Below are 26,601 nucleotides of genomic sequence, written 5' to 3'. Positions count from 1 at the left end.
GTTCCCTACATCCGTTCCGGCGCCGAGACGCCCAGCAGTTCGAGTCCGTTGGCCAGAACCTGGCTGGTGGCGTCATTGAGCCACAACCGGGTGCGGTTGACGTCCTGGACAGGTTCCTCGCCCTGCGGCGACACACGGCAGGCGTCGTACCAGCGGTGGTAGGCACCGGCGATGACCTCAAGGTGGCGCGCAACGCGGTGCGGTTCGCGCAGTTCGGCGGCCTTGGCGACGATCGACGGGTAGCTGCCCAGGTACGAGAGAAGCTCGTTCTCGGTGGCGTGGTCAAGGAGAGCGGCGTCAAAAACGGAGCGGTCCACGCCCGCCTCGGCCGCATTACGGGCCGTGCCCCGCGAGCGTGCGTGGGCGTACTGGACGTAAAACACCGGGTTCTCGTTGCTGTGCTTCTTCAGCAGCTCGGGATCCAGCGTCAACGGGGAATCGGCCGGGAAACGCGCCAGCGAGTACCGGACCGCATCCTTGCCCAGCCACGAAATGAGGTCCTTGAGTTCGATGATGTTGCCGGCCCGCTTGGACAGCTTGGCACCGTTCACGGACACGAGCTGCCCGATCAATATCTCAATGTTGACCTCGGGGTCATCACCGGCGCCGGCCGCAATGGCCTTGAGGCGGTTGATGTACCCGTGGTGGTCTGCGCCGAGGAGGTAGATCTTTTCGGTGAACCCACGGTCCTTCTTGGAAAGGTAGTAGGCGGCGTCAGCGGCGAAGTACGTCGGTTCGCCGCTGACGCGGATCATGACGCGGTCTTTGTCATCGCCGAAGTCGGTGGTACGCAACCATACGGCGCCGCCGTCGTCGAATACGTGGCCCTGCTCGCGAAGGCGGGCGACGGCAGATTCGATGGCACCGGCGTCGTGCAGTTCCTTCTCGGAGAAGAAGACATCGAACTCCACACCGAAGTCCGCCAGAGTGGCCTTGATGTCTGCCATTTGTGCCTCGTAGGCCGCAGCGCGGATGACCGGCAGCGCGGCCTCGTCCGTCAGTTCGCGGATGTCCGGGTGGGCCTTCAGGACTTCGTCACCGAGCTCCATGATGTACTCGCCCGGATAGCCGCCCTCCGGGACTCCCCGGCCGTGCAGCCGGGACAGGACGGAATTGGCGAAGACGTTCATCTGCGAACCGGCGTCGTTGATGTAGTACTCCGCCGTGACATCGGCACCCGAGGCACGAAGTACGCGAGCGATCGCGTCACCCAGGGCGGCCCAACGCGTGTGCCCGATGTGCAGTGGGCCCGTGGGGTTGGCTGACACGAATTCCATGTTGATGATGTGCCCTGCGAGCGCCTGGTTGGTTCCGTAGGACGGACCGGCTTCCACGATCGCCTTGGCGAGCGCTCCGGCGGCAGCGGCGTCCACCGTGATGTTGAGGAAGCCGGGGCCTGCGATTTCGACGCCGGTCACGCCGGGAATTTCCTGAAGGCGGTTGCTGAGGATTCCGGCGAATTCCCGCGGATTGGTGCCTGCCTGCTTGGCCAGTTGCAGCGCAATGTTGGTTGCCCAGTCTCCGTGATCCCGGTTCTTGGGTCGCTCCACCCGGACGTCGTTGGGAACGGCAGATTCCGCCAGGGCAATTTCACCGGCGGCTACCGCGTCCCTAAGGCAAGTGGATATGGCAGTGGAGAGTTCTTCGGGAGTCACGCATCTAGCCTACCGGGGGCCTGCAAAGACGCGGAATTTGGAAGTCCGTATGTGGGTAACCCTGCGCACAGCGGGGACACAGGAAAGCGCTCCTGCCGGCACAGGGTGAACCATTACGCTGAATTCGACGTTGTTGAAGACGTAAGAGGTGGCCATGAAGTCATCCACGGAAAACCGAACCCAGACCGAAATCCATCCGACCAGTTGAATCTTGTCCAGATGCATCTTGTCCAGTTGAAACGAGCAGACTCATGACTACGCCACTCCGCAAGAGCCTCTACGCCGGCTTCGCCGGCCTCTCCATCATTGGCACCGCCGCAGCGTGCGCGCCCACAACCCAGGCGCCATCCCAGACCCCTGCCACCCAGAATGGTGGCCAGGAATCCACCACCAGCCCTACGACGTCTTCGGCCGCGTCCGGCGGTACGGCCGGTGGATCCACCTATAAGGACGGCACCTACAGCGCCGACGGAACCTATACCTCGCCGAACGGACAGGAGACCGTCGGCGTCCAACTGACCCTCGCCGGGGACAAGGTCACCGCTGTCAACATCACCACCCACCCGTCGAACCCGAACACCAAGAAGTTCCAGGGTGAGTTCGCCAGCGGCATCGCGGCCCAGATCGTGGGTAAGGACATTGACCAACTCAATGTGTCCAAGGTGGCCGGCTCCTCCCTGACCTCCGGCGGTTTCAACGACGCCGTCGGGCAAATCAAGTCACAGGCGAAGTAGCAGCCATGCCGCATCCGGGCTGGAGCACTTTCGGCTTTGAAGGGATCGGAACCCGGTGGGAGATTTCGACGCCGGAACAGCTGGGGCCTGGGATACGGCAGGAATTGCTCGGCACGGTTGCAGACTACGACCACACGTATTCGCGGTTCAGAAGTGATTCGCGTGTGTCCGGACTGGCGAAGGCTCCCGGAACCATCACGCTCCCTTGGCATGCCGGGGCATTGCAGCGGATTTACTCCGACCTGTACCGGCTCACCGGAGGGGCCTTGACCCCACTGGTGGGCAGCAGCTTGAACCGGCTGGGCTACGACGCCGCCTACACCTTGGTTCCCTCGGGCAAGCCCGAGCCGGCGCCGCGGTGGGAGGACGTCCTTGAGTGGGACGGCACCACCCTTACCGCCAGCGAGGCCGTGGTCCTGGACATCGGCGCGGCCGGGAAAGGACAACTCGTCGATCTCCTGGGCGGTGTGCTCAAGGATGCCGCCCAAGCGGACTTCCTGGTGGATGGCAGCGGGGACATGCTGCACGCGGGGAGCTGGCCGGTCACCATAGCCTTGGAGCATCCCTACAACGCCAAACAGGCAATCGGCACGGTGGAATTGGACAATGCCGCCCTGTGCGCCTCCGCCGCCAACAGGCGCGTGTGGGGCGATGGCCTGCACCATGTCCTGGACGGCACCACGGGAGAACCGATCCAGACCACGGTAGCCACATGGACCATGGCAGAAAATGCCCTGGTGGCGGATGCCTTGGCCACGGCGCTGTTCATGGTTGAGCCGGAGACGTTGGAAACCGCGTTCGACTTTTCGTGGCTTCGGGTTTTTTCGAATGGTGCCGCCACCTTGTCCGGCGGCTTTGAGGGGAGACTGTTCACATGATTGCCATTAAGTCGCGACTGGACACGTGGCTGGGCCGCTTCACCATGTATCGCCTGATCCTGTGGGTCCTGGGGATCCTGGTGGTTTACAGCATGGTGCTCAATGTCCTGGGGTGGTTGACCTTCGGTATCCCCGAGATGCTGGTGCATCTGGCGTTGTGCCTGGGACTCACGTACGCGTCGAGCCGCCTGCTGGCGTTGGTCTTCCGAACCAAACCGCATTCCGAGTCCTCGCTCATCACGGGCTTGTTGCTCTACTTCCTGTTCTGGCCCACGTTCGGCGCCACGGACATGCTCGGAGTCGCTTTGGCCTGCGTCCTGGCCAGTGCCTCGAAGTATGCCTTGGCCTTCCGTGGGCGGCATATCTTCAACCCGGCGGCTGCCGGGGCGTTCATCACGGGGTTGACGGGGCTCAACATTGCTACGTGGTGGGCGGCCACGCCTGCGATGCTGTGGCTGCTGGTGCCTGGGGTGTTCGCTGTGCTCTACCGGACCAGGAAACTGCTCATGGCCTCGGCTTTCCTCGTGGTGGCAACCGGCATCGTCTTTGCCGAGCTGCTCGGCCGTGGCATGACGGCAGGACAGGCCCTGTGGCAGCCGCTCGCGCAACGTCCGCTGCTGTTCTTCGTGGGTTTCATGCTCTCCGAGCCGCTCACCCTTCCTCCGCGCCGATGGCAGCAACTGGGGCTTGCCGCCGTCGTCGGCGTCGTTTTCGCGGTTCCGTACAATCTTGGCTTTGTGGCCAACTCACCGGAACTCGCCCTTTTGGTGGGCAATGCGATCGCCTTCCTCCTTGGCCAGCGCGGTGGCGTGGAACTGACCTTCAAGGACTCGCGCCAGCTGACTCCGGGAACCACCGAGTTCCGCTTCGAACCCCGGCGGCCGGTACGTTTCGCCGCCGGACAGTTCATGGAACTCAACCTCCCGCACTCAGGTTCCGACGGCAAAGGGCGCCGCAGGGTCTTCAGCATCACCAGTCCGCCGGGAGCTCCTGAGGTGACGTTCGGAGTCGGCACGGCGGAGCCGTTGTCCTCGGCGAAGAAATCGCTGTTGGCGCTCAAGCCGGGAGACCGCGTGGCCGGGACGGCGGTGGGCGGCGACTTCCTGCTGCCGCACGACGCCGGCAAACCGGTCCTGCTGATAGCGGCAGGAATTGGGATTACCCCCTTCCTGTCCCACCTCGCGTCCGACGCCTCCCGGGACGCTGTGGTGTTGTACCTGGCCAAGGGCCGGGACGAGCTCGCCGCCTGCGACCAGCTGGAAGCCTCGGGCGCGCGCGTGATCGCGCGCCTGGCGGACGGTTCCGTTCCGCCGGCGTTCATGCACGACGCCGGCAGCCAGCGTATCGACGCGGCGCGCCTTGGCCGGCTGGTTCCGGATATCAGGGACAGGGAAGTGTACGTTTCCGGGTCACCGGCGAGCGTTGATTCGCTGCGGGCAGCCGCCCGGGGTGCAGGCGCCCGCAAGGTCCACGTGGACTCGTTCGCCGGGTATTGAGCCGTGCGGGCGCTGCACGTGTTTGCCGAGGTGGTGCCGGTTTTCCTTTGCGCCACGTGGGCTGCTAAGCTCTAGGACGTCCCACCGGCAACGGAGGGAACCCCGGTTGCCCTCGTAGCTCAGGGGATAGAGCGTCTGCCTCCGGAGCAGAAGGCCGTAGGTTCGAATCCTATCGAGGGCACAACGAATACCCCGCCAGCCCAGCTGGCGGGGTATTTTCGTTTCCGCGCAGGCAGGTCTGCGGGCATCAGGGCGCTGGGCCGGACAACAAGGCAGCGCTATCAGTTCGAGGCTTGCCGAAGGCCCGCGGCCAAAATGTCGGCCCCCGATCCTAGGCTGATCACAAGTTGCCCGCCAGACGTTTCCAGCCAAAGGGGTTGCCGTGTTCTGTTCAATCGTTCCGCCATACATGCTGCGCAAGCTTGCCGCCCGGAGTGAGCCACGGCTCTGGGCCGTAGCAAGGGCTGCCAAGGAATCCTTGCTGCACATCAAAGAGCTCCAGGCCGTCCGTGCGGTTCCTGCGCCGGCAGCACCGCCGAGCGCCCGCCAGGCCCAACCCGGTCCGCCCAAACGGACCATCTACGATGCTGATACGTCAGAAAACCTGCCTGGCAAACTGGTCCGCAAGGAAGGTGCAGCGCCCACCGGAGATGTCACCGCGGATGAAGCCTACGACGGCTTGGGCAGCACCCACCGCCTCTACGCGGATATCTTCGGCCGGGATTCGATTGACGGCGCCGGCCTTCCGCTCGACGCTACCGTCCACTACGGCAACCTCTATGACAATGCCTTCTGGGACGGCAAGCAGATGGTCTTCGGTGACGGGGACGGGGAGGTCTTCCAGCGTTTCACCAAGTCCGTCAGTGTCATTGGCCACGAACTCGCCCACGGCGTCACGCAGTACACGGCAGGCCTCGCCTACCGCAACCAGGCCGGGGCCCTCAACGAGTCCATGTCAGACGTCTTTGGCGTCCTCGTGGAGCAGTACTTGAAGCAGGAATCCACCGCCCAAGCGTCATGGTTGATCGGTGAAGGGCTGTTCACGGACAAGGTCCAGGGTGCCGCGCTTCGGTCCATGAAGGCGCCGGGAACAGCCTATGACGACGATGTGTTGGGCAAAGACCCGCAGCCGGACTCCATGGACACTTACGTGCGTACCAGCGCCGACAACGGCGGAGTACATATCAACTCCGGCATCCCCAACAGGGCCTTCTACCTCGTCGCAGCCGAGCTCGGCGGTAACGCCTGGGGCGCACCGGGACAAATCTGGTACGGAACGTTGACCAGCGGTTCGCTGCCACCGTCCTGCACCTTCGGCAAGTTCGCCCGGACCACGCTGGCCACCGCGGAGGAGCTGTTCGGCTCCGGCTCGGTTGAGCATGACGCCGTCCGCAAGGCGTGGGACACTGTGAAGGTCAAGGTTTAGGCCAGCCGGCGGGACTGAACCACTCCTGCAGTCCCGCCCAGACTGGCTGTCAACGGGCCAGTGAACGGGAAAGCAGCCGGACATGAAGATCACCGTCCAACGCAGCGGGGGCGTAGCAGCCATGACTCGCGTCTGGAGCGTGGAGGCCGTGTCCGCGGACGAAAAAGAGCGCTGGCTGCCGATGGTGGAGGCATGCCCGTGGGAGGAAGCCAAAAGCCAGCCACGGGCAGTGAACGAACCGGACCGCTTCATGTATTCGATCCGCGCAGGCCAACGCCGTGCCACGTTGCCGGAGCGGGCCGTGACCGGACCTTGGCAGGACCTCGTGGAATGCGCCCAGGCTGAAGGCTCCGAGACCCGCGGGCGCGCGGTGGGGCGCCGCTAGATGGCTTCCGCCAACTGGCCGCGGAAGGCCCGCCGGTAGCTCTGGGGACTCGTGTCCAGCACTTTGGTGAAGTGGTGCCGCAGCAATACCGAATGCCCAAACCCGGCTTCCCGCGCTATTTCGTCGATGTTCAGTTCCGTGGTTTCCAGCAACTCCTGTGCACGCAGCACGCGCTGGGAGTTCAGCCACGCCGCAGGAGTCGCGCCGGTTTCCGCACGGAAGCGACGCGCGAAAGTCCTCGGTGACATATGCAGCCGGGCGGCGAGGTCGTTCACACTGTGCTCCTGGTCCAGGTGCTCAACCATCCACCGCAGGAGCTTCTCCATGGGAGCCGAACCGCACGTGGGCATGGGACGGTCGATGAACTGTGCCTGGCCTCCGTCGCGGTGCGGAGGCACCACCATGTCGCGTGCAATGGCGGCAGCGACGTTGGCGCCGAGCTCCACCCGTACCAAGTGCAGGCAGGCATCAATGCCGGCGGCGGTTCCGGCGCTGGTAATGATCGTCCCGTCCTGGACGTAGAGGACGTTTTCGTCCACGATCACGCCGGGGTACCTGGCGGCCAGGTCCTGGGAATAATGCCAATGGGTAGTGCAGCGCCGTCCCTCCAGCATCCCGGCGCGCGCCAAGGCATAAGCGCCCGAGCAGATGGACATGACCCAGGCCCCACGTTCGTGTGCGGACCGAAGGGCATCGTAGACGGACTCCGGAACCTCCTGGTCCCTGCCGAAGGGCGCCATGATGACAAGGTCGGCATCGGCTGTGGCTTCCAGGCCCAGGTTGACGTGCAGCGACAGGCCTGACTTCATGCGCACATCGCCTGGTTCGGGTGCGCACACCCTGAAATCGAAGGCGGGAACGCCTGCACCCCTGTCCGATCTGTCGATGCCGAACACCTCAAAGGCGGTGCCGAACTCGAAGATCGAGAAGTTGGGGACCACTATCACGGCTACTGATTTCAACATATCTCCAGTGTGGCAGAAATTTGTCCATTTGGGTCATTTCTGCCACTGTTTCTTGCGGCACTCCAAGAGAAGGATGGAGTCATGGAAATCTTCGGAATCATCCTCTTCATCGTCCTCATCACCGCCGTCTCATCAACCATCGCAGCGCTCCTGAAAGACGGGCGCGGCCACAATCCGCCTGTCTCTTCCAAGGAACCGTGGACCGCCTTCGAAGCGCCCAGCAGCCCTTACTGGAATCCACGGATCTACTGAGAAACAGCCCGGTACGGCACATCGACCGCTTGTCCGGAACCCTTCCCATCCATCCGACGCCCGCCCGTTCACGGAGTACTGCAGAACTCCACGAACGGCGGGCGTCCCTGTGTGCCCCGCAATCCCGGTTATCCCATCCACGCATCTCCCGGCATCGCGGGCGGCTACAGCTCTGCGCACCGCAGTAGACTGGCATCAACCATGACACTTCATATTTCCTACCCCGCCGAGCTGCCCGTTTCCGAGCGCCGCGAGGATTTGATGGCGGCCATCGCCGCGAACCAGGTGACCATCATCGCCGGCGAGACCGGCTCGGGGAAGACCACCCAGATCCCCAAGATGTGTTTGGAACTTGGCTTGGGCGAGAAGGGCCTGATCGGCCACACCCAGCCCCGCCGCCTCGCTGCGCGGACCGTAGCGGAGCGGATTGCATCCGAACTTGGTGTGGACATCGGCGCGGAAGTCGGCTTCCAGGTCCGCTTCACAGGCGAGGTCAGCTCGGCCACCAGGATCAAGCTCATGACCGATGGCATCCTGCTGGCCGAGATCCAGCGGGACAAACTGCTGCGCAAATACAGCACCATCATCATCGACGAAGCCCACGAGCGCAGCCTCAACATCGACTTCATCCTCGGCTACCTGAAGCGGATCCTCCCCCAGCGCCCGGACCTGAAGGTCATCATCACCTCGGCCACCATCGACCCCGAGCGTTTCGCCAACCACTTCGGCACGGACGCTTCCCCGGCTCCCATCATCGAAGTTTCCGGCAGGACGTATCCGGTGGAAATCCGGTACAGGCCGCTGTCCCAGCCCGCAGGCGTGGACGACGAAGAAACCGACGATGAGCTCGAAGAGGACCGCGACCCCCTGGACGCCGTCTGCGATGCCGTGGATGAGCTGGCCAAGGAAGCGCCCGGGGACATCCTCGTCTTCTTCTCCGGCGAGCGCGAGATCCGCGATGCCGCCGAGGCACTGAACAGCCGGATCCAAGGAAACCGGCGGCTCGCAGGTACGGAAGTCCTCCCGTTGTATGCCCGCCTGAGCCTGCAGGAACAGCACCGGGTGTTCAATCCGGGAGGCAAGCGCCGCATCATCCTTGCAACGAATGTCGCTGAAACGTCCCTGACGGTGCCCGGCATCAAGTACGTAGTGGACACAGGAACCGCCCGCATTTCCCGGTACTCGCACCGCACCAAAGTGCAGCGGTTGCCCATTGAACGGGTCTCGCAGGCATCGGCCAACCAGCGGTCCGGCCGTTGCGGACGCGTGTCCGAGGGAATCGCGATCCGCCTCTATTCCGAGGAGGACTTCGAGTCCCGCCCGCAGTTCACGGATCCGGAGATCCTGCGGACCAATCTCGCTGCGGTCATCCTGCAGATGACCGCCATGGGTGTGGCCCGCGGTCCCAAGGATGTAGAAAAGTTCCCGTTCGTGGAGCCTCCGGAATCACGGGCCATTAACGACGGCGTCACGCTCCTCCGGGAACTCGGCGCGTTGAGCGGACCTCAACAGCAGGACGCCGTTGAATCGCAGGGCCCGGACCACGACGGCGACGCCCCGGGCCGCAACGGGCGTGGCCGCCATGGCCGGAACCGCAGTGGCCAAGCCCGCAGCGGCAGTGGCCTGACCGCCGTCGGACAGAAGCTCGCACAGTTGCCCGTGGATCCCCGGCTGGGCCGGATGATCGTGGAGGCGGGGAAGCGCGGATGCGTCCGCGAGGTGATGATCCTTGCCGCGGCGCTGACCATCCAGGATCCGCGGGAACGCCCAACCGACAAACAGCAACTGGCTTCGGAAAAGCACGCACGCTTCCGGGATGAGAACTCGGACTTTACCGGTTACCTCAACCTGTGGAACTACGTCCAGGAAAAACAGCGCGAGTTGTCCTCCACGCAGTTCCGCCGCTTGTGCCGTACTGAGTTCATTAACTATCTCCGGATCCGGGAGTGGCAGGACCTCTTTACCCAGCTTCGGCAATTGGCCAAGCCGCTGGGCATCACCCTGGACAACACCCGCCTCGCCGATCCGGTGGGCCACCACGAGGGCATCCACATCAGCCTGCTGTCCGGCTTGCTCAGCCACATCGGCATCTACGACGAACGCAAGCGCGAATACGCCGGTGCGCGCGGCAGCCGCTTCGCGATCTTCCCAGGCTCCGCACTGTTCAAGAAGTCCCCCGCGTTCGTCATGGCCGCGGAGCTGGTGGAGACCAGCAGGCTCTGGGCACGCGTGGCGGCGAAGTTCGATCCCCTATGGGCTGAGCAAGTGGCCCCGGACCTGGTGAAACGCTCCTACAGCGAACCACACTGGTCCTCGCGCCAAGGTGCCGTGCTGGCCCATGAGAAGGTCACGCTCTACGGCGTCCCGATCATTCCCAACCGACGCGTCAACTATGGCAGGGTCGACCCCGAACTGTCGCGCGAGCTGTTCATCAGGCATGCCCTGGTGGAGGGCGAGTGGCGTACCCATCACAAGTTCTTCCATCGAAACCGCGCCCTCCTCCAGGAAGTCGAGGAGCTTGAGACGCGCATGCGCCGCAGGGACATCCTGGTGGACGACCAGACCCTCTTCGACTTCTACGACGCCCGCGTGGGCAAGGACGTCGTATCCGAGCGGCACTTCGATAAGTGGTGGAAGGAAGCACGCCAGTCCGACGCTACCTTGCTGGACTTCGATGAGTCCTTCCTGATGAGCGAGGACGCCGATGACCTGGATGACTCGGCGTACCCCAAGGTGTGGGTGCACAAGGGATTCGAGCTCCCTCTGAGCTACGAGTTCCACCCTGTGGCGCCCGGCTCCGCACCCAACCCGTCCGACGGCGTCACGGCCGAGGTTCCCGTGCTCTTCCTTAATCAAATGGAGGATGCGCCCTTCCGCTGGCAGATCCCGGGCCAGCGCGTGGACCTGGTCACGGCATTGATCAAGTCCTTGCCCAAGCAGGTCCGGAAGAATTTCGTTCCCGCCCCCGATGTCGCCCGCCAGGCAACCGCTGCGCTTGAAACTGACTTCGATCCCGCCACTGACGAGCTTGAGGCCTCCCTCGAACTGGTCCTGCGCAGGTTGAAGGGGCACATCATCCCGCCGGGTTCGTGGAACTGGGACGCAGTTCCTCCGCACTTGCGCGTGAGTTTCAAGGTAGTGGACAGCCTCGGAAAGGTCCTCGGCGAAGGCAAGGACCTTTCCGGACTGCAGGAATCCCTGGCGCCTGCCACCCGTCGTGCCATCGCCGAGTCACTCGGGGCGACTCCTGCCACCACCCGGGCAGCGAAGACCAGCCCCGCGACCGCAGGTGGGAAGGGCGCCCAGGAAGCGCCGTCGTCGGGAAGCAAACCGGCAGACGGCCCGGTTGCCGAGCGCAGCGGAATCACTTCCTGGGACTTCGGCAGGGTGGAACGCCAGGTCACGAGGAACGTCAAGGGCCATGCCGTCACGGGCTTTCCTGCGATTGTGGACGAAGGATCATCCGTTGCCCTGCGGGTGTTCCAGACACGGCAAGAGCAGGAAGCTGCCATGCGGGGCGGTGTGATCCGGCTTCTGGCTCTCCGGATTCCCTCGCCGGACCGGTACGTTCTGGAACACCTGAGCAACACGGAGAAACTGACCTTCAGCCAAAATCCGCACGGCTCGGTCAATGCCCTCATAGCCGATTGTGCACTGGCCGCCATCGACAAACTGACGCCCCAGGACCTCCCCTGGGACAAGGAAGCCTTCGATGCCTTGTACGAGGCAGTCCGGGCGGAACTGATCGATACCGTTTTTACGGTGACTGCCGTCGTCGAACGCATCCTGGCGAGCACGCGCCGGATCCAGAAGCAGCTGAAAGGCAGTGCCAGCCTTGCCCTGATCAGTGCGCTGAACGACATGAAGAGCCAGTTGGAGCAACTGGTCTTCCCCGGGTTTGTGGCACAAACGGGCTACGCCCAGTTGAGCCAGGTGCCGCGCTATCTGCAGGCCATGGAAAAGAGGCTGGAAAAGCTGCCAGGCAACGTCCAACGGGATGGGCTCAGCATGGCCGTAGTCCAAGGCCTGGAAGACGATTACGACGACGCCGTGTCAGCGCTGCTCCCCGGCCGCAGGATCGGCCCTGATTTAACACGGGTGCGCTGGATGATCGAAGAGCTCAGGGTGAGCCTGTTCGCCGTCGAGCTCGGCACGGCCTATTCCGTGTCCGAGAAGCGCGTCCGCACCGTCCTCAACCAGGCGCTTGCACCGGCCTGACCGGCACAAAAAACCCGGTGGCGCTGAAACAGCACCACCGGGTTAAACCGCCTGCGGAGGCTCAGTCCTCCGGGACAACATGTCCGTGGCCGGCGGAACGGAGCGCAGCGCGAAGCTTGACGGCGGTAGCGTCCATAATGGCCGGGTCCGGATTGTGGTCCACATTGTGCACCTCGAAGTCGGCAATGGAGTAAGCCGGCCACACGTGCACGTGGAGATGGTCCACCTCGAATCCCTCCATGAGCACGCCAACACGCTTGGCATCGAACAACCCTTCCTGCACCTTGCCGATCTTCTGGGCCACGTCCATGACCTTGCCCAACAGCTCGGGACTGGCGTGGGTCCACGAATCCACCTCTTCGCGGGGAACCACCAGGGTGTGTCCCGGGGTGATGGGCGCGATGGTCAGGAAGGCCACAACCTCGGGGTCCTTCCAGACGAAGCGGCCGGGGATCTCCCCGTTGATGATCTTGGTAAACAGCGTGCTCATGCGTCTGCCCTTTCCGATGGTTCCTGGAGTGTTGAAGTGTCCAGCACGAACCGGTATTTCACGTCGCCCGCCACCATGCGGTCGTAGGCCTGGTTCAGCTGTTCGGCTCCGACGATTTCTATGTCGCTGGCCACGCCGTGGGCGGCGCAGAAGTCCAGCATTTCCTGCGTCTCCGCGATGCCCCCGATCAGCGAGCCGGCATAGGCCAAGCGCCGCCGGATCAGCAGGCCCGGGCTTACGGGCGGCATATCCTCCGCAGGCAGGCCAAGTTGGAACAGCGCGCCGTCCAGTCGGAGCGTCTTGAAGTACGGGTTGAGATCGTGGGGTGCGGCAACGGTATCAATGATCACATCGATGCTCCGGTTGGCCGCTTCCATGGCTTCTGCGTCCGTGGACAGCACCACGTTGTCGGCACCGAGTTCACGCGCGGCCTCAAATTTGGCGGCGGACGTGGTGAACACCGTGACGTCGGCGCCCATGGCCTTGGCGATCTTGACGGCCATATGGCCCAGCCCACCGAGTCCGACGACGCCCACGGCGTCGCCCTCTTCCACCTCGAAGTAACGCAGCGGAGAGTACGTGGTGATTCCAGCACACAGCAATGGCGCGGCGGCCGCGGGGTCCAGTGCTTCCGGGATCCGGAGCACGAACCGGCGGTCTACCACCACCGAGGTCGAGTACCCGCCCTGGGTAACGGCATCGCCATTGCGGGGATCCTTGGCGCCGTAGGTGCCGACGTTGCCCCGTTTGCAATACTGTTCCAGTCCTTCCAGGCAACTGTCGCATTCGCGGCAGGAGTCCACCATGCAGCCGACGCCCACGCGTTCGCCCGGCGCAAATTCCCGTACAGCCGAACCAACCCGCGTGACCCGACCGACGATTTCGTGGCCGGGCACCAAGGGGTAGGGCGGGATGCGCCATTCGCCCCGGGTGGCATGGACATCGGAGTGGCAGAGCCCGCAGAATTCGATCGCGATTTCCACGTCGTCTTCTTTGGGTGCCCGCCGGGAGACGGTCAATGGCACGAGGCCGCTTTCCGGTGACGTGGCGCCATAGGCGGCAGCGGAGGTGCTCCCTTCGGCCGACTCAACAGTGATTGCTTTGGCGAGGGGCGGGGGCACAGGGCGTCCGGGGCTCATGCTTTGACGCTACTCCCGGCAACAGTCGCCGTGCCACTCGCCGCGGAGTCAGCGGCGCCGAACGGTTTCTCGCCCACCGCCACGGGATTGGCTTCGTTGTTGGACCACTGCGAAAACGACCCCGGGAACAGGGCGGCCTTGACTCCGGCGATTTCCAGCGCGGCGATCTGGTGGGCCGCCGTGACACCGGAACCGCAATAAACAGCCACCTCGGCGGAAGGGACAATGCCCAATCCCTCGAACCGTTCCCGCAGTTGCGCGGCAGGCAGGAACCTACCGTCCGGGGCGACGTTGGCCGTGGTTGGTGCGCTGACGGCACCCGGGATGTGACCGGCGCGCGGGTCGATGGGTTCCACCTCGCCCCGGTACCGTTCCCCCGCGCGGGCGTCCAACAGCAGGCGGTCACCATGCCATTGGGCAGCTTCGCTTTCGCTGATCGTCGCCATCCCGCCCTCGCCCAGGGTGACATGTCCGATGTCGGGAATCACCTCTCCTGCGTCCACGCGGTTCCCTGCGGCCCGCCAGGCGGCCAGGCCGCCGTCGAGCAGGTGTACAGACTTCAGTCCCGCGTTCCGCAGCATCCACCAGACCCGGGCTGCCGCCATGCTTCCACTGTTGTCGTACGCCACCACGGTGTCGCCATCGTTGATGCCCCAGCGGCGGGCCGCTTCCTGGAAACGGGCAAGGGAAGGCAACGGGTGCCTTCCCAGGGAGGGCTGGGCGTGGTCCGCGAGTTCGGTGGGAAGATCCACGAACACTGCGCCAGGCAGGTGCCCGGCCAGGTATTCGCTGTGCCCGTCGGTCCTCCCCAGGACCCACCGCACATCCAGGAGCACAATGCGCTCCCCCGCATCGAGGCGTTGGTGCAGCCGGTCAGCGTCGATCAGGATCGTCATCATGCTCCTTCAAAATGCAATTGCCCGCAGGGTGTCCTGTTCCAGCCTAGTCCGGCAGAACTGCTCCGTGCCGCCGGTAGGCTTGTCCGGTGAGCAATTCGTGCATCCAGGACCGGGCGTGGGCCCACGAGGCCATCCGAAAGATCGAGGCCGAAAACAACCGCTCGGCGGACACTCATCTCTACGCGGTTCCCTTGCCGGAACACTGGGGCGTGGACCTGTACCTCAAGGACGAATCAACCCACCGCTCGGGCAGCCTCAAGCACCGGCTGGCGCGCTCCCTCTTCCTCTACGGACTGGTCAACGGCTGGATCACCGAAGGCACCACCATCGTGGAGGCATCCAGCGGCAGCACTGCAGTCTCGGAGGCCTATTTCGCCCGCCTGATCGGCCTGCCGTTCATCGCCGTCATGACCAAAAGCACCAGCCCGGAAAAGATCGCCCTCATCGAGGACTTCGGGGGTGCATGCCTCCTGGTGGACCATGCCTCAGAGGTGTACGCCGTGGCCGAAGAGACGGCCAGGACGTCCGGCGGCTATTACATGGACCAATTCACCTTCGCGGAACGGGCCACGGACTGGCGCGGCAACAACAACATCGCCGAGTCGATCTTTGAACAGTTGTCCTTGGAACGGCATCCGGTCCCTGAGTGGATCGTCGTCGGCGCCGGAACAGGCGGAACCAGCGCCACCATCGGCCGGTACTTGAGGTACAACCGGCACAGCACCCGACTGGCGGTGGTGGATCCGGAGAACTCCGCGTTCTACCCGGCCTGGCGCGACGGCAATGCCGGCACCGCCACAGGCCTGCCGTCCCGCATTGAAGGGATCGGCCGCCCGCGTGCCGAACCAAGCTTCGTGCCGGCGGTCATCGACCACATGATCCAGGTTCCGGACTCTGCCTCCGTTGCAGCCATGCGCCACTTGAAGAAGCTCACGGGCCTGCACGCGGGACCCTCCACGGGCACCAATCTGTGGGGCGTCTGGCAACTCGTCGCGGACATGGTGACCGAGGGCAGGACAGGCAGCATCGTGTCCTTGATGTGCGACGCCGGCGACCGCTATGCCGGCAGCTATTACGACGCCGGGTGGCTGGCCGGCAAGGGACTGGACCCGGCCCCGTTCGAAACTGCCCTGGACAGTTTCCACGAGACCGGGGCCTGGAACACCGGGGCCTAGACCTCTACGCTTTCGCGGGCAGCCAAGGACTTGTAAGTGGTTCCATAGCGGGCGCCGATGCGGGTCACGTGGCCTTCCACCAGGCCGCGGCCCAGGTCATTGAGCAACGCATCGTGAACGGGGAAAGCCTTCGGTGCGCGGACGGCGATGACAAAGTCCACCACTTCGCCAACCTTGGACCACGGCGCGTGGATGGGCACCAGGAGCGTCTTGACGTCGATGCCGTCAGGTACCACAAAGGAATCCCCCGGGTGGAACACGTTCCCGTCCACCAGGTACCCGATGTTCGCCACCACGGGTATCTGGGAGTGGATGAGGGCGTGCTGGCCCCCAAATGTCTGAACGTGGAAACCGGCGACGTCGAAGGCAGATCCAGGGTCCACAGCGTGTATCCGGGCAGCGACGACGCCCGTTTGATCCTCGCCGGCGGCTTTCTTCACGGCGCTCGCGACTCCCGCCGGAGCATACAACTCCAGTGCCTCATTGGCCTTCAAGGCCTCGAGTACCGCCGGCTGGTCAATGTGGTCGGCGTGCTCATGGGTGACAAGGACAACCTGCGCGCCCTTCAGGGCCTCAGCGGATTCGGAGAATGTTCCGGGATCGATGACCAGGATGTGGTTGTCTTTCTCCAGGCGGACACAGGCATGCGTGTACTTGGTGAGCTTCATTGTCACAGCCTAGGGGCCGCCGGAAGGGGTGTCCAAGGAGGCCGGCTGGTAAAATTGGGATTCGCCAGCAGCCCACGAAACGGAGCAGTCCACAATGCCACACGGCACCCAGTCCGCCACGAGTGGCACATCCGCAACCGCACCAAGCGGCGTGAAGGAACAGCGCGTCACCAAGCAACGCCTGGCGGTCAGCGCGGCGCTGGACGAATTGGATGACTTCGTGAGCACCCAGGAGCTGTACCGTCTCCTGCAGAACAAGGGCATCTCCGTATCCCTGGCAACTGCGTACCGCATTCTCCAGTCTTTGGCCGATGACGGCCTGATCGACGTCCTGCGCAATGGTGACGGCGAGGCCGTCTACCGGCGCTGCGCCGTCACCGGACACCATCACCACCTGCTGTGCCGCAACTGCGGCAAGGCCGTGGAAGTCGAAGCGCCCGCCGTCGAAACCTGGGCCGCACGCACGGCAGCCGAGCATGGCTTCACCGAAGTGGCCCACACCGTGGAGATCTTCGGGCTCTGCCCGGAATGCACCGCCAAGAAGGCGGCTGGAAAACTCTAGAGGGCCCGCGCAGGCTGGTCCCTGGTGACCCGCCCGTTGAGCCCGCGGTTGGCGCGGACGCGGCCGATCACGCGGCACACCACGTAGATAAGGAATGACAACGTGGTGACGTAGGGGCTGATGGGGATCCGGCTGCCGAGCGCGAGCAATATTCCGCCCACGGTTGCCGTGATGGCGAACGCGACACTCAGCAACACCACCAGCCGGGGCGAAGTGGTCACCCTCAAGGCTGCCGCGGCGGGGGTAATCAGCAGCGCCAGGACCAACAGCGCCCCCACAATCTGGATGGACAAAGCCACGCTCACCCCGAGCAGCACCATGAAGCCAATCGCCAGCCCACGGACCGGGACTCCCCGGGCCTCGGCCATGTCGGGGTCCACGCTGGCAAAGCTGAGCGGACGCCAGATCGCTGCCAAGGCAAGCATTACCACTACGGCAGTTCCGGCAAGGACCTGGAGTTGGACAGTGTCGACGGAAACGATCTGGCCGGTCAGGAGGCCGAACTTGTTGGCCGCACGTCCCTCGTAAAGCGCCAGGAACAGAATGCCCAAGCCAAGGCCAAAGGGCATGATGACGCCGATGATCGAGTTCTTGTCCCGTGCCCTCACTCCCATGAATCCCAGAAGGACGGCTGCCGCGACGGAGCCGATCAGCGAACCGAAGATGATGTCGGCGCCTATCAACAGCGCGAAGGCCGCACCGGCGAAGGACAACTCGGAGATGCCGTGGACGGCAAAGGCTAGATCCCGCTTCATGACGAACGTGCCCACCAGACCGCCCAGCAGCCCCAGGACCGCGCCGGCCCAGATGGAGTTCTGCACCAGGACCAACAGCTCGCTGTAGTTCTCGAAATTGAAGATTGTCTGCAGGACGCTCCCCCAGTCCATCAGAACTCCTCTCCGGTAACTGCGTGGGCATCGTCATGGAAGTGCGTGGTTGCGTCGGGAAGGCCGACGACGACGATCCTTCCGTTGGTGTGGATGACTTCCACGTGGCTGTTGTACAGATCCGAAAGGACTTCGGTGGTCATGACCTCCTGCGGGGTTCCCACCATGAAGCGGCCACCGGCGAGGTAGAGCACGCGGTCCACGTAATCGATGACCGGATTGATCTCGTGGGTCACGAACACCACGGCGCTGTTGCGGGAATGGCATTGCTCGTTGATGAGCGAACTGACGGCTTGCTGGTGGTGGAGGTCCAGCGAAAGCAGGGGCTCGTCGCAGAGCAGGACCTGCGGCTCGGTGGCCAGAGCCTGGGCCACGCGGAGCCTTTGCTGTTCGCCGCCGGAGAGTTGCCCCACGGGAACCTTGGCATAGTCCGAGGCTCCGACTACTTCAAGCAGTTCATCCACCCGCTTGTTGACTGCCCGCGGGGCGAGCCTGAGGCCCCAACGGTGCCCGTCGATCCCCAGCCCTACAAGGTCCCTGGCCCGGAGCGGGGTATCAGGTGCGAACGATTTCTGTTGGGGGATGTACCCGATGCTCCGGCTTCCGCGTTCCACCGGATTGCCTCCGAGGGTCACCGTTCCGGACTGGAGTTCCTGGAGCCCCAGGAGGACCTTCAGGAAACTGGTCTTGCCGCTCCCGTTTGGGCCAAGGACTGCGAAGAATTCCCCGGGACTGATGTCGAGGTCAAGGTCCTTCCAGAGTGTCCTCTTGCCGAACTGCAGGCTCGCTCCGCGGAGGCTCACTACCGGTGTCAAAAGTTGTCCTCGATCCGTGCGCGGCCGGACGCCGCGGTTGTTGGTGCACGCAGGGCTGCGCGCGTCGGTGGTGGCAAGCGCAGGCCCCGCAGCCATCCTGAATATCTTAGGACGCTTGCGGGGCCCACTGCGGCAAGGCGGTACTACTTGTTCAACGCAGCCGAGATGGCGTCGACATTGCCGGCCATCCACTGCACATAGTCCTTGCCGTCGGGCAGGGTCTCAGTGAAGTTCACCACCGGCACGCCGGCACTCTCCGCTGCCTTCTTGACGGCCTCGGTCTGCGGCCCCTCGGTTTGCTCGTTGTAAGCGAGCAGCCTGACGCCTGAAATGAGGTCGGTGGTTTCCTTCAGCACGGAAGCGGGGACATCCGTGCCTTCCTCGACGGCGGCACTGTAGGCTTCCGGCGTCTTGTTTGAAAGTCCCGCGGCCTCGAGGAGATACAGGGGAACCGGTTCGGTGATGGCCACCGGGGCATCCTGGTTGCTTGACTTGAGCGCGGCCAGCTTCTTGGTCAGTTCGGCCAATTTGCCTTTGAAGGTCTCTGCGTTGCCTTTGAACGTGGCCGCAGATCCGCTGTCCAGCGTTCCAAGCTTTGCTGCCACGGCGTCGGCCAACTTGCCCATGGAGTCCAGGCTGTACCAGACGTGTTCGTTGAACTCCCCATGGCTGTGGCTGTGGGCCTCGTCAGAATGTGCGTCCTCGCTGTGGCCGGCCTCCTCCGGGGCCAGGCCGGATACCTCCACCGCGCTGATCATGTTGTCGTGGCCCACGTTGGTGTCATCGGCGAGCTTGTGCAGGAACCCGTCGTATCCGCCGCCGTTCTCCACCACGAGCTTGGCCTTGGAGATCACCAGCTTGTCCTGGGCATTTGCCTCGTAGGAGTGCGGATCCTGGCTGGTCTTGGTGATGATGGCACTGACGTTGACCTTGTCCCCGCCGATCGCCTTGACGATGTCGCCGTAGACATTGGTGGACGTCACCACTTGGATCGTTCCGGACGACGACGGCGAACCCGCCCCCGCGTTGCCGGCGCAGGAAGAAACGGACAGGGCGGCAGCTGCGGCCACAGCGACCATGGACAGGCGGGCGGCGTTACGACGCACGAAAACCTCGGATCTACTCAAAATGAGAATCAAACACAACAAGTGGATGGGTTCAGTGTAGCCCTAAATGGGAATCATTCCTATTTAGGGCTACGGTCGACGCCACTTCCCTGGAACAGCGCCCAGTGCGCCGCGCGCTAGGACTGCTGTGTTCCGCCGCCCAGGCGGCGGATCCCGGTGGCCTGCGTAGCATCCCTGATCTCGCCCACAAGCTGCTCAATGACATCTTCAAGGAAGAGCACGCCCTGGGTATTCCCACCGGGTCCCACTACGCGGGCCAGATGCGAGCCCGTCCGCTGCATTACTGACATGGCCCGCTCAATCTCGTCCTCCGGTGAGAGGTTCGCCAATGAACGGATCCGCCCCTCCGCGATCGGGTGCCGGCGTCCCTCTTCGGGGATGGACAGGATGTCCTTGACGTGCAGGTATCCGGCGAGTTCGCCGTCGTCGTCCACCATCGGAAACCGCGAGAAGCCGGTACGGCTGACAGCTTTCTCCAACTCAACAGGAGTGGATGCTGTCTTGAGCACCACCAGTTTGTCGAGCGGAACCATGATGTGCGAGGCCGTGTGCTCGGAGAACTCCAAAGCACCTGTCAGCAACCCGGCCTCGTCATCCACCAGGCCATGCCTCGTGGACTCCTGCACGATCGACTGAACTTCCTCCAACGTGAAGGACGACGAAACCTCATCCTTGGGCTCGATCCTCATGAGCCGCAGAATGTGGTTGGCCAGCCAGTTCAGCGTCCAGATGATCGGCTTGACCACACGGGCAATGAACACCAGCGGCGGTGCCAACAACAACGCCGCCTTGTCGGCCACGGATACCGAGATGTTTTTGGGAACCATCTCACCAAACGTCACGTGGAGGAACGTCACGAACAAGAGGGCGATGGCAAAGGCGATCACGTCGGCCAACTCCACCGGGACACCCACCAGCTCAAGTGGTTCCGCCAGCAAATGGTGGATTGCCGGTTCTGCCACCTGAAGGATCAGGAGCGAACACACGGTGATGCCCAACTGCGCGCAGGCGAGCATCAGGGACACATTTTCCATGGCAACAAGGGTGGTTTGCGCGCGCTTCGAACCGGCCTCCGCCAAGGGTTCTATCTGGCTGCGCCGTGCGGACATCACGGCGAACTCGGCGCCAACAAAAAACGCATTCCCCAGCAGGAGTACCACCAGCCACACCAGGCCTGCCCAGTCGCTCATCGGGTTCCCGCCTCGTGCGTGTTGCCTTGGCCGTCATCGGAAGTCTCTTCAAGTTCCTCGATGTGGTGGAAGCAGATCCGGTCGATCCTGCGTCCATCCATCCTGGTAACTGTGAGCGTCCCCCCTACGGCGTCCACAACATCACCTACTTTGGCGATCCGGCCCAGCTTGCTCATGACATAGCCGCCCACAGTTTCGTAGGCCGCCTCGTCCGGGACCTTCAGCCCGGGAATTTGTTCCGAAACCTCGTCCGGCCTCAGGAGGCCCGGAAAATACCAATCCCCGGAAGCGCTCTGGAGCAGTCCCGGACGGACCTTGTCGTGCTCATCGGACACCTCGCCCACGATCTCTTCCACGAGGTCTTCGAGCGTGGCAATACCGGCAGTCCCGCCGTATTCATCCAGGACGACGGCCAGTTGCAGGTTGCCCTCCCGCAGTTCCGCCAGGAGGGAATCCAGGTGGATGGTCTCGGGCACTCGAAGGACGTCGGTCATGATCGCGCCAGCCTGCAGCTTGCGACGGCGGTCGGACGGTACGGCAACCGCCTTCTTCACATGGACCACGCCCCGAATGTCATCCGCGGAATCGCCGATCACGGGAAACCGCGAGTATCCGGTACGGCGGGCGGCATCGAGGATATCGGCAACCGGCTGGTCGGCATCGATGGTTTCCATCCGGATGCGCGGGGTCATCACATCGGCCGCCGTCCGGCCTGAAAAGTTCAACGTCCGGGCCACGAAGTTGGCCGTTCCGGCGTCCAACGTTCCCAATTCGGCCGAACGCCGCACCAGGGACGCCAGCTCCGCCGGCGTGCGGGCTCCGGAGATCTCTTCCTTGGCTTCAAGGCCAAAGAGGTTCAGGACCTTGTTGGAGAACCCGTTGAGGAGCACGATCGCCGGCTTGAAGACGGCAGTAAAAACCAATTGGGGGCGGGCAAGTCGCTTGCCCAGCGGAAAGGCAAGGGCGATGGCCATGTTCTTTGGCACAAGCTCGCCCAAAAGCATGGACAGCAGTGTTGCCAGCATCATGGCCACTACCAAGGCCACGGAGCGGGCAACCTCGGGAGCCAATCCCAGCAGGCCCAGCGGTCCGGACAGAAGCTGGCCAACGGAGGGTTCCATCACAAAACCCGTCAGGAGCGTGGTCAGGGTGATACCCAGTTGGCAGCTGGAAAGTTGTGTGGACAGGGATTTGAGGCACCTGAGCAACGGTGCAGCCGCCAGGTCGCCGTTGTCCACCGCGCGTTGGACGCTCGCCTGGTCCAATGCGACCAACGAAAATTCAACGGCAACGAAGAAACCGGTGCCCAGGATCAGTGCAAAGCCGGCTAGGAGGAGGAGCCATTCCACTTAGCGCATCCCCCCAAGGGCCGGCGCGTGGAACAGGGAGTCGGCCCGGCGTCGGCGGCGAAGGGCCGGCGGAGGCTGATCGGGTCCGGCAGGCCTATCGCCTGGCGGACCACCGGCGTGGATGGCCGGTGCATGATGGGCATGTGAACGGGTGTTGCCGGCGTGCGGGGCACGCTGTGGAGAGTTGCCCTTCAGGCTCCCCCAGCAGTACCCAGGCCGGCACCTGGATTTACTGTCCATAAGAATTTCAGTTTACAGGCCGCGTCGGCCGCGCCCTACGCACGTTCGACGTTGATGACGGCCTGAAAACGCCCATCGGAGACCGCAACATGATTTAGGTCACCACTATTGGCAGTTAACCAACGATCGTAACTAGACTGGCAGGGGTCTGAGTTCGCGGGACCCGGACCCTGGCACATTGTTGCGGAAAAGCAACGTGGCCAGCGGGAAATCAACACTCATGGAAGAGGCGTATTTCAAGTGCCAGAGCAGCCCAGCCACCGTCTACCAGAGGAATTTGGCGGAAACGAGTGGCTCGTTGACGAACTGTACGAGCGGTATCAGCAGGACAAGAATTCGGTCGACGCCAAGTGGTGGCCGCTCTTCGAATCCTTTGACACCGGTGACGGCACTTCTTCCAACGGAACCTCCGCAGCCCCGTCGGCTGCCAATCCCCCCACCCAAGTACTTCCGGTTGTAGCCCCGGCTGCAGCGGCTCCGGCACCGGCGCCGGCCGCTCCCCCGGCTGCGCCCGCCGCCACCCCGGCCGCTGCTCCTGCACCGGCAAAGAAAGAACCTGCCACGGTTGCCCGCGACGGGGCAAAGAAGCCCTCCGGCGGCAATGCGGCACAGCCTATCCCGGCCCAGCTTCCCAAGAGCACCAAGGCGCCTACTGCACCCGAGGAAGACGTCGTTTCCGTCCTTCGCGGTCCGGCCAAGGCCATTGCCACCAACATGGTCACCAGCCTCGAGGTGCCTACCGCTACCAGCGTGCGCGCCGTTCCTGCCAAGTTGCTGATCGACAACCGTGTGGTCATCAACTCCAACCTGGCCCGCGCCCGCGGCGGCAAGGTCTCCTTTACGCACCTCATCGGTTACGCCGTAGTCCGGGCGCTCTCCCAGTTCCCGTCCATGAACGTCTACTACGACGAGATCGACGGCAAGCCCAGTGCCGTCCAGCCCGCCCACGTCAACTTCGGCATCGCGATCGACATGCCCAAGCCCGATGGCACACGCCTCCTGATGGTTCCCAACATCAAGAAGGCCGAGACCATGGACTTCGCGGAGTTCTGGCACACCTACGAGGACCTCATCAAGCGCGCCCGCAACGGCAAGCTGACGGCCGACGACCACGCCGGCACCACGGTGTCACTGACCAACCCGGGTGGCATCGGCACTGTCCACTCGGTGCCGCGTCTGTCCAAGGGGCAGGCCGCCATCATCGGCGTCGGCGCCCTCGACTACCCGGCTGAGTTCCAGGGCGCGAGCGAAAAGATCATCGCCCAGAACGCCATCAGCAAGATCCTGACGCTGACGTCCACTTACGACCACCGCGTCATCCAGGGTGCCGGCAGCGGCGAGTTCCTGAAGCTCGTACACCAGTTGCTCCTGGGCGCGCAGAACTTCTACGACGAGATCTTCGAAGCCCTGCGTATTCCTTACGAGCCCGTGCGCTGGAGCCCCGACCTCCAGGTGGACCCGGCGGACGAGATCAACAAGGTTGCCCGCATCCAGCAGCTCATCCACTCCTACCGCGTGCGCGGCCACTTGATGGCAGACACCGACCCCTTGGAGTATGTGCAGCGCAAGCACCCCGACCTCGATGTCCTGACCTACGGACTGACACTGTGGGACCTCGACCGCGAGTGGCCCACGGGCGGTTTCGGCGGCAAGCCGCAGCTGAAGTTCCGCGACATCCTCGGCGTCCTCCGCGACGCATACTGCCGCACCACGGGCATCGAGTACATGCACATCCAGGAACCTGCGGAGCGCAAGTGGTTCCAGGACGAGCTGGAACACCCCTACTCCAAGCCCAGCCGCGAAGAGCAGCTGCGCATCGTGTCCAAGCTCAATGCCGCCGAAGCTTTCGAGACCTTCCTGCAGACCAAGTTCGTTGGCCAGAAGCGCTTCTCCCTTGAGGGTGGCGAGTCGCTGATTCCGCTGCTCGACGCCGTGATCTCGGACGCAGCCGACGACGGACTCGACGAAGTCGCCATTGGCATGGCACACCGTGGCCGCCTCAACGTCCTGACCAACATCGCGGGCAAGACGTATGCCCAGGTGTTCCGTGAATTCGAAGGCACCCAGGACCCGCGCTCCGTGCAGGGCTCGGGCGACGTCAAGTACCACCTGGGTACCGAAGGCACGTTCACCTCGGACAACGGCAAGCAGACCAAGGTCTACCTCGCCGCCAACCCGTCCCACCTGGAAGCCGTCGACTCGGTCCTTGAGGGCATCGTGCGCGCCAAGCAGGACCGCCTGGACCAGGGCGAATCGTTCCCCGTGCTGCCCATCATGGTTCACGGCGACGCAGCCTTCGCCGGCCAGGGCGTGGTGGCCGAGACCCTGAACCTCTCCCAGCTGCGTGGATACCGCACTGGCGGCACCATCCACGTCATCGTCAACAACCAGGTTGGCTTCACGACGGCTCCGTCCTCTTCGCGCTCGTCCACGTACTCCACGGACGTCGCCAAGATGATCCAGGCACCGGTGTTCCACGTGAACGGCGACGATCCCGAGGCCGTAGTCCGCGTGGCGCAGCTGGCCTACCAGTTCCGCCAGCGCTTCCACAAGGACGTCGTGATCGACATGGTGTGCTACCGCCGCCGTGGCCACAACGAGGGCGACGACCCCTCGATGACGCAGCCGCTGATGTACAACCTGATCGAAGCCAAGCGCTCCGTCCGCAAGCTGTACACCGAATCGCTCATCGGCCGTGGCGACATCACCGAGGAAGAAGCAGAGCAGCTGCTCCGCGACTACCAGGAGCGCCTGGAACGCGTGTTCGCCGAGACGCATGCCGCACAGACCTCCCCGATCCCGATCATCACCGCAGATTCCGCGGCGGTATCGGACATCGAACGCCCCATCGCCCAGCAGGCCGACTTCGGTACCAACTCGCCGGCTTCCACTGCGATTTCCACCGACACGCTGGCCCGCATCGGCAAGGCGCACCTGGAAATCCCGGACGGCTTCACGGTCCACTCCAAGCTCAAGCAACTCCTGGAGAAGCGCGAGCAGATGTCCCGCGAAGGCGGCATCGACTGGGGCTTCGGCGAAATCGCCGCCTTTGGCTCGCTCATCATGGAGGGAGTGCCCGTCCGCCTCGCCGGCCAGGACTCGCGCCGCGGTACGTTCGTCCAGCGCCACGCGGTCTTCCACGACCGCGCCAATGGCAACGAGTGGCTCCCGCTGGGCAACCTCTCGGACAACCAGGCCAAGCTCTGGATCTACGACTCCCTGCTGTCCGAATACGCGGCCATGGGCTTCGAGTACGGGTACTCCGTGGAGCGTCCGGATGCCTTGGTGCTCTGGGAAGCCCAGTTCGGCGACTTCGTCAACGGTGCACAGACCATCATCGACGAGTTCATCTCCTCGGCTGAGCAGAAGTGGGGCCAGCGCTCCTCGCTGGTCCTGATGCTGCCGCATGGCTACGAAGGCCAAGGTCCGGACCACTCGTCTGCCCGCATCGAGCGCTTCCTGCAGCTGTGCGCAGAGGACAACATGATCGTCGCGAACCCGACGACTGCGGCCTCGCACTTCCACCTGCTGCGCCGCCAGGCCTACAGCCGCCCGCGCAAGCCGTTGATCATCTTCACTCCGAAGCAGCTGCTCCGCCTCAAGGGTGCCGCTTCCGCCGTCGAGGATTTCACCACGGGCGGCTTCAAGCCGGTGATCGGCGAGCACGAAGTGCAGCCTGCCAATGTTGAGCGTGTCATCCTGGTCTCCGGCCGTCTGTACTACGACCTCTTGTCCAACCGCCAGAAGTCCGGCGACACGTCCACGGCGATCGTCCGCGTTGAGCAGCTGTACCCGCTGCCCAAGGCCGAGATCGACGCAGAGCTTGCCAAGTACCCGAACGCTGACATCGTTTGGGCGCAGGACGAGCCCGCCAACCAGGGCCCATGGCCGTTCATGGGCCTCAACCTTGCGCCGCAGCTGGACCGCAAGGTGCGGCTCGTGTCGCGCCCGGCTTCGGCTTCCACGGCGGCAGGATCCATGAAGCGCCACGCCGCTGAGCAGGACACCCTGATCAAGCAGGCCTTCGACCACAAGTAAGGAAATTTGCCCG

At 63.8% G+C, this 26,601-nt stretch carries 21 protein-coding genes and 1 tRNA gene; 11 read left to right on the top strand and 11 right to left on the bottom strand.

Annotation, left to right across the window (positions count from 1 at the left end; all coding sequences use genetic code 11):
• Positions 1-5: 5 nt before the first annotated feature.
• On the bottom strand, positions 6-1,655 hold the full coding sequence (argS, locus tag ACFVSJ_RS08385; RefSeq protein WP_387435837.1) for an arginine--tRNA ligase: 1,650 nt from the start codon (positions 1,653-1,655) through the stop codon (positions 6-8).
• Between the two features lie 251 nt (positions 1,656-1,906).
• Here argS and ACFVSJ_RS08380 point away from each other — a divergent pair, with 251 nt between their 5' ends.
• The 6 genes from ACFVSJ_RS08380 (at position 1,907) to ACFVSJ_RS08355 (ending at position 6,574) form a co-directional block, all read left to right on the top strand.
• Positions 1,907-2,389 carry a hypothetical protein gene (locus tag ACFVSJ_RS08380; RefSeq protein WP_387435836.1) on the top strand — a complete coding sequence of 161 codons (483 nt, stop codon included), beginning with the start codon at positions 1,907-1,909 and terminating at the stop codon, positions 2,387-2,389.
• Between the two features lie 5 nt (positions 2,390-2,394).
• Complete coding sequence (locus ACFVSJ_RS08375) at positions 2,395-3,267, top strand: FAD:protein FMN transferase (RefSeq protein WP_387435835.1); 873 nt, start codon at positions 2,395-2,397, stop codon at positions 3,265-3,267.
• Positions 3,264-4,763, top strand: a complete 1,500-nt coding sequence (locus ACFVSJ_RS08370; RefSeq protein ID WP_387435834.1) for an FAD-dependent oxidoreductase — start codon at positions 3,264-3,266, stop codon at positions 4,761-4,763. The genes ACFVSJ_RS08375 and ACFVSJ_RS08370 overlap by 4 nt, the downstream gene beginning before the upstream one ends.
• Positions 4,764-4,871: 108 nt before the next feature.
• Positions 4,872-4,944 (top strand) — tRNA-Arg (locus ACFVSJ_RS08365).
• Between the two features lie 228 nt (positions 4,945-5,172).
• Positions 5,173-6,189: a M4 family metallopeptidase gene (locus ACFVSJ_RS08360; RefSeq protein WP_387436157.1), complete on the top strand. Its 1,017-nt coding sequence runs from the start codon at positions 5,173-5,175 to the stop codon at positions 6,187-6,189.
• 82 nt (positions 6,190-6,271) lie between these two features.
• Positions 6,272-6,574 (top strand): protealysin inhibitor emfourin, encoded by a 303-nt coding sequence (locus ACFVSJ_RS08355; RefSeq protein ID WP_387435832.1) that lies wholly within the window; start codon positions 6,272-6,274, stop codon positions 6,572-6,574.
• Here ACFVSJ_RS08355 and ACFVSJ_RS08350 read toward each other — a convergent pair.
• Positions 6,571-7,539: a GlxA family transcriptional regulator gene (locus tag ACFVSJ_RS08350; RefSeq protein WP_387435830.1), complete on the bottom strand. Its 969-nt coding sequence runs from the start codon at positions 7,537-7,539 to the stop codon at positions 6,571-6,573. The genes ACFVSJ_RS08355 and ACFVSJ_RS08350 overlap by 4 nt on opposite strands.
• Positions 7,540-7,620: 81 nt before the next feature.
• Here ACFVSJ_RS08350 and ACFVSJ_RS08345 point away from each other — a divergent pair, with 81 nt between their 5' ends.
• Together ACFVSJ_RS08345 and hrpA are read left to right on the top strand one after the other, a co-directional pair.
• Entirely contained in the window at positions 7,621-7,791 is a 171-nt protein-coding gene (locus tag ACFVSJ_RS08345; protein WP_387435828.1) for a hypothetical protein, read from the top strand.
• A gap of 201 nt (positions 7,792-7,992) precedes the next feature.
• Entirely contained in the window at positions 7,993-12,009 is a 4,017-nt protein-coding gene (gene hrpA / locus ACFVSJ_RS08340) for an ATP-dependent RNA helicase HrpA (protein ID WP_387435826.1), read from the top strand.
• 61 nt (positions 12,010-12,070) lie between these two features.
• Here hrpA and ACFVSJ_RS08335 read toward each other — a convergent pair whose 3' ends face one another.
• Genes ACFVSJ_RS08335 through ACFVSJ_RS08325 form a run of 3 tightly spaced genes read right to left on the bottom strand, consistent with a single transcriptional unit; the run spans position 12,071 to position 14,534 of the window.
• Entirely contained in the window at positions 12,071-12,499 is a 429-nt protein-coding gene (locus tag ACFVSJ_RS08335) for an HIT family protein (RefSeq protein WP_387435825.1), read from the bottom strand.
• Complete coding sequence (locus tag ACFVSJ_RS08330; protein WP_387435823.1) at positions 12,496-13,638, bottom strand: NAD(P)-dependent alcohol dehydrogenase; 1,143 nt, start codon at positions 13,636-13,638, stop codon at positions 12,496-12,498. The genes ACFVSJ_RS08335 and ACFVSJ_RS08330 overlap by 4 nt, the downstream gene beginning before the upstream one ends.
• The gene (locus tag ACFVSJ_RS08325) at positions 13,635-14,534 is read right to left on the bottom strand and encodes a sulfurtransferase (protein WP_387435822.1); all 900 of its coding nucleotides are present in this window, start codon (positions 14,532-14,534) and stop codon (positions 13,635-13,637) included. The genes ACFVSJ_RS08330 and ACFVSJ_RS08325 overlap by 4 nt, the downstream gene beginning before the upstream one ends.
• A gap of 89 nt (positions 14,535-14,623) precedes the next feature.
• Here ACFVSJ_RS08325 and ACFVSJ_RS08320 point away from each other — a divergent pair, with 89 nt between their 5' ends.
• Positions 14,624-15,712 (top strand): PLP-dependent cysteine synthase family protein, encoded by a 1,089-nt coding sequence (locus ACFVSJ_RS08320; RefSeq protein ID WP_387435820.1) that lies wholly within the window; start codon positions 14,624-14,626, stop codon positions 15,710-15,712.
• On the opposite strand, the gene ACFVSJ_RS08315 is transcribed toward ACFVSJ_RS08320, so the two are convergent.
• Positions 15,709-16,380: an MBL fold metallo-hydrolase gene (locus ACFVSJ_RS08315; RefSeq protein ID WP_387435818.1), complete on the bottom strand. Its 672-nt coding sequence runs from the start codon at positions 16,378-16,380 to the stop codon at positions 15,709-15,711. The two genes, ACFVSJ_RS08320 and ACFVSJ_RS08315, sit on opposite strands and share 4 nt — an antisense overlap.
• 94 nt (positions 16,381-16,474) lie before the next feature.
• Here ACFVSJ_RS08315 and ACFVSJ_RS08310 point away from each other — a divergent pair, with 94 nt between their 5' ends.
• Positions 16,475-16,942: a Fur family transcriptional regulator gene (locus ACFVSJ_RS08310; protein WP_387435816.1), complete on the top strand. Its 468-nt coding sequence runs from the start codon at positions 16,475-16,477 to the stop codon at positions 16,940-16,942.
• On the opposite strand, the gene ACFVSJ_RS08305 is transcribed toward ACFVSJ_RS08310, so the two are convergent.
• From ACFVSJ_RS08305 to ACFVSJ_RS08285, 5 genes are all read right to left on the bottom strand, one after another.
• Positions 16,939-17,829: a metal ABC transporter permease gene (locus ACFVSJ_RS08305; protein WP_387435814.1), complete on the bottom strand. Its 891-nt coding sequence runs from the start codon at positions 17,827-17,829 to the stop codon at positions 16,939-16,941. The two genes, ACFVSJ_RS08310 and ACFVSJ_RS08305, sit on opposite strands and share 4 nt — an antisense overlap.
• Positions 17,829-18,644: a metal ABC transporter ATP-binding protein gene (locus tag ACFVSJ_RS08300; RefSeq protein WP_387436156.1), complete on the bottom strand. Its 816-nt coding sequence runs from the start codon at positions 18,642-18,644 to the stop codon at positions 17,829-17,831. Before ACFVSJ_RS08300 ends, ACFVSJ_RS08305 begins: the two co-directional genes overlap by 1 nt.
• A gap of 143 nt (positions 18,645-18,787) precedes the next feature.
• Positions 18,788-19,783 carry a metal ABC transporter solute-binding protein, Zn/Mn family gene (locus ACFVSJ_RS08295; protein ID WP_387435813.1) on the bottom strand — a complete coding sequence of 332 codons (996 nt, stop codon included), beginning with the start codon at positions 19,781-19,783 and terminating at the stop codon, positions 18,788-18,790.
• A gap of 104 nt (positions 19,784-19,887) precedes the next feature.
• A complete protein-coding gene (locus ACFVSJ_RS08290; protein WP_387435811.1) occupies positions 19,888-20,961 on the bottom strand; it encodes a hemolysin family protein in 1,074 nt (357 codons plus the stop codon).
• The gene (locus ACFVSJ_RS08285) at positions 20,958-22,310 is read right to left on the bottom strand and encodes a hemolysin family protein (protein WP_387435810.1); all 1,353 of its coding nucleotides are present in this window, start codon (positions 22,308-22,310) and stop codon (positions 20,958-20,960) included. Before ACFVSJ_RS08285 ends, ACFVSJ_RS08290 begins: the two co-directional genes overlap by 4 nt.
• Before the next feature lie 480 nt (positions 22,311-22,790).
• On the opposite strand from ACFVSJ_RS08285, the gene ACFVSJ_RS08280 reads away from it, so the two are divergent.
• Positions 22,791-26,588, top strand: coding sequence for a multifunctional oxoglutarate decarboxylase/oxoglutarate dehydrogenase thiamine pyrophosphate-binding subunit/dihydrolipoyllysine-residue succinyltransferase subunit (locus ACFVSJ_RS08280; RefSeq protein ID WP_387435808.1), 3,798 nt, complete (start codon positions 22,791-22,793; stop codon positions 26,586-26,588).
• Positions 26,589-26,601: the final 13 nt, after the last annotated feature.

This window comes from Paenarthrobacter sp. NPDC058040, assembly GCF_042885775.1.
GTDB lineage: Bacteria > Actinomycetota > Actinomycetes > Actinomycetales > Micrococcaceae > Arthrobacter.
This window is presented reverse-complemented; position numbering and strand designations above follow the sequence as displayed.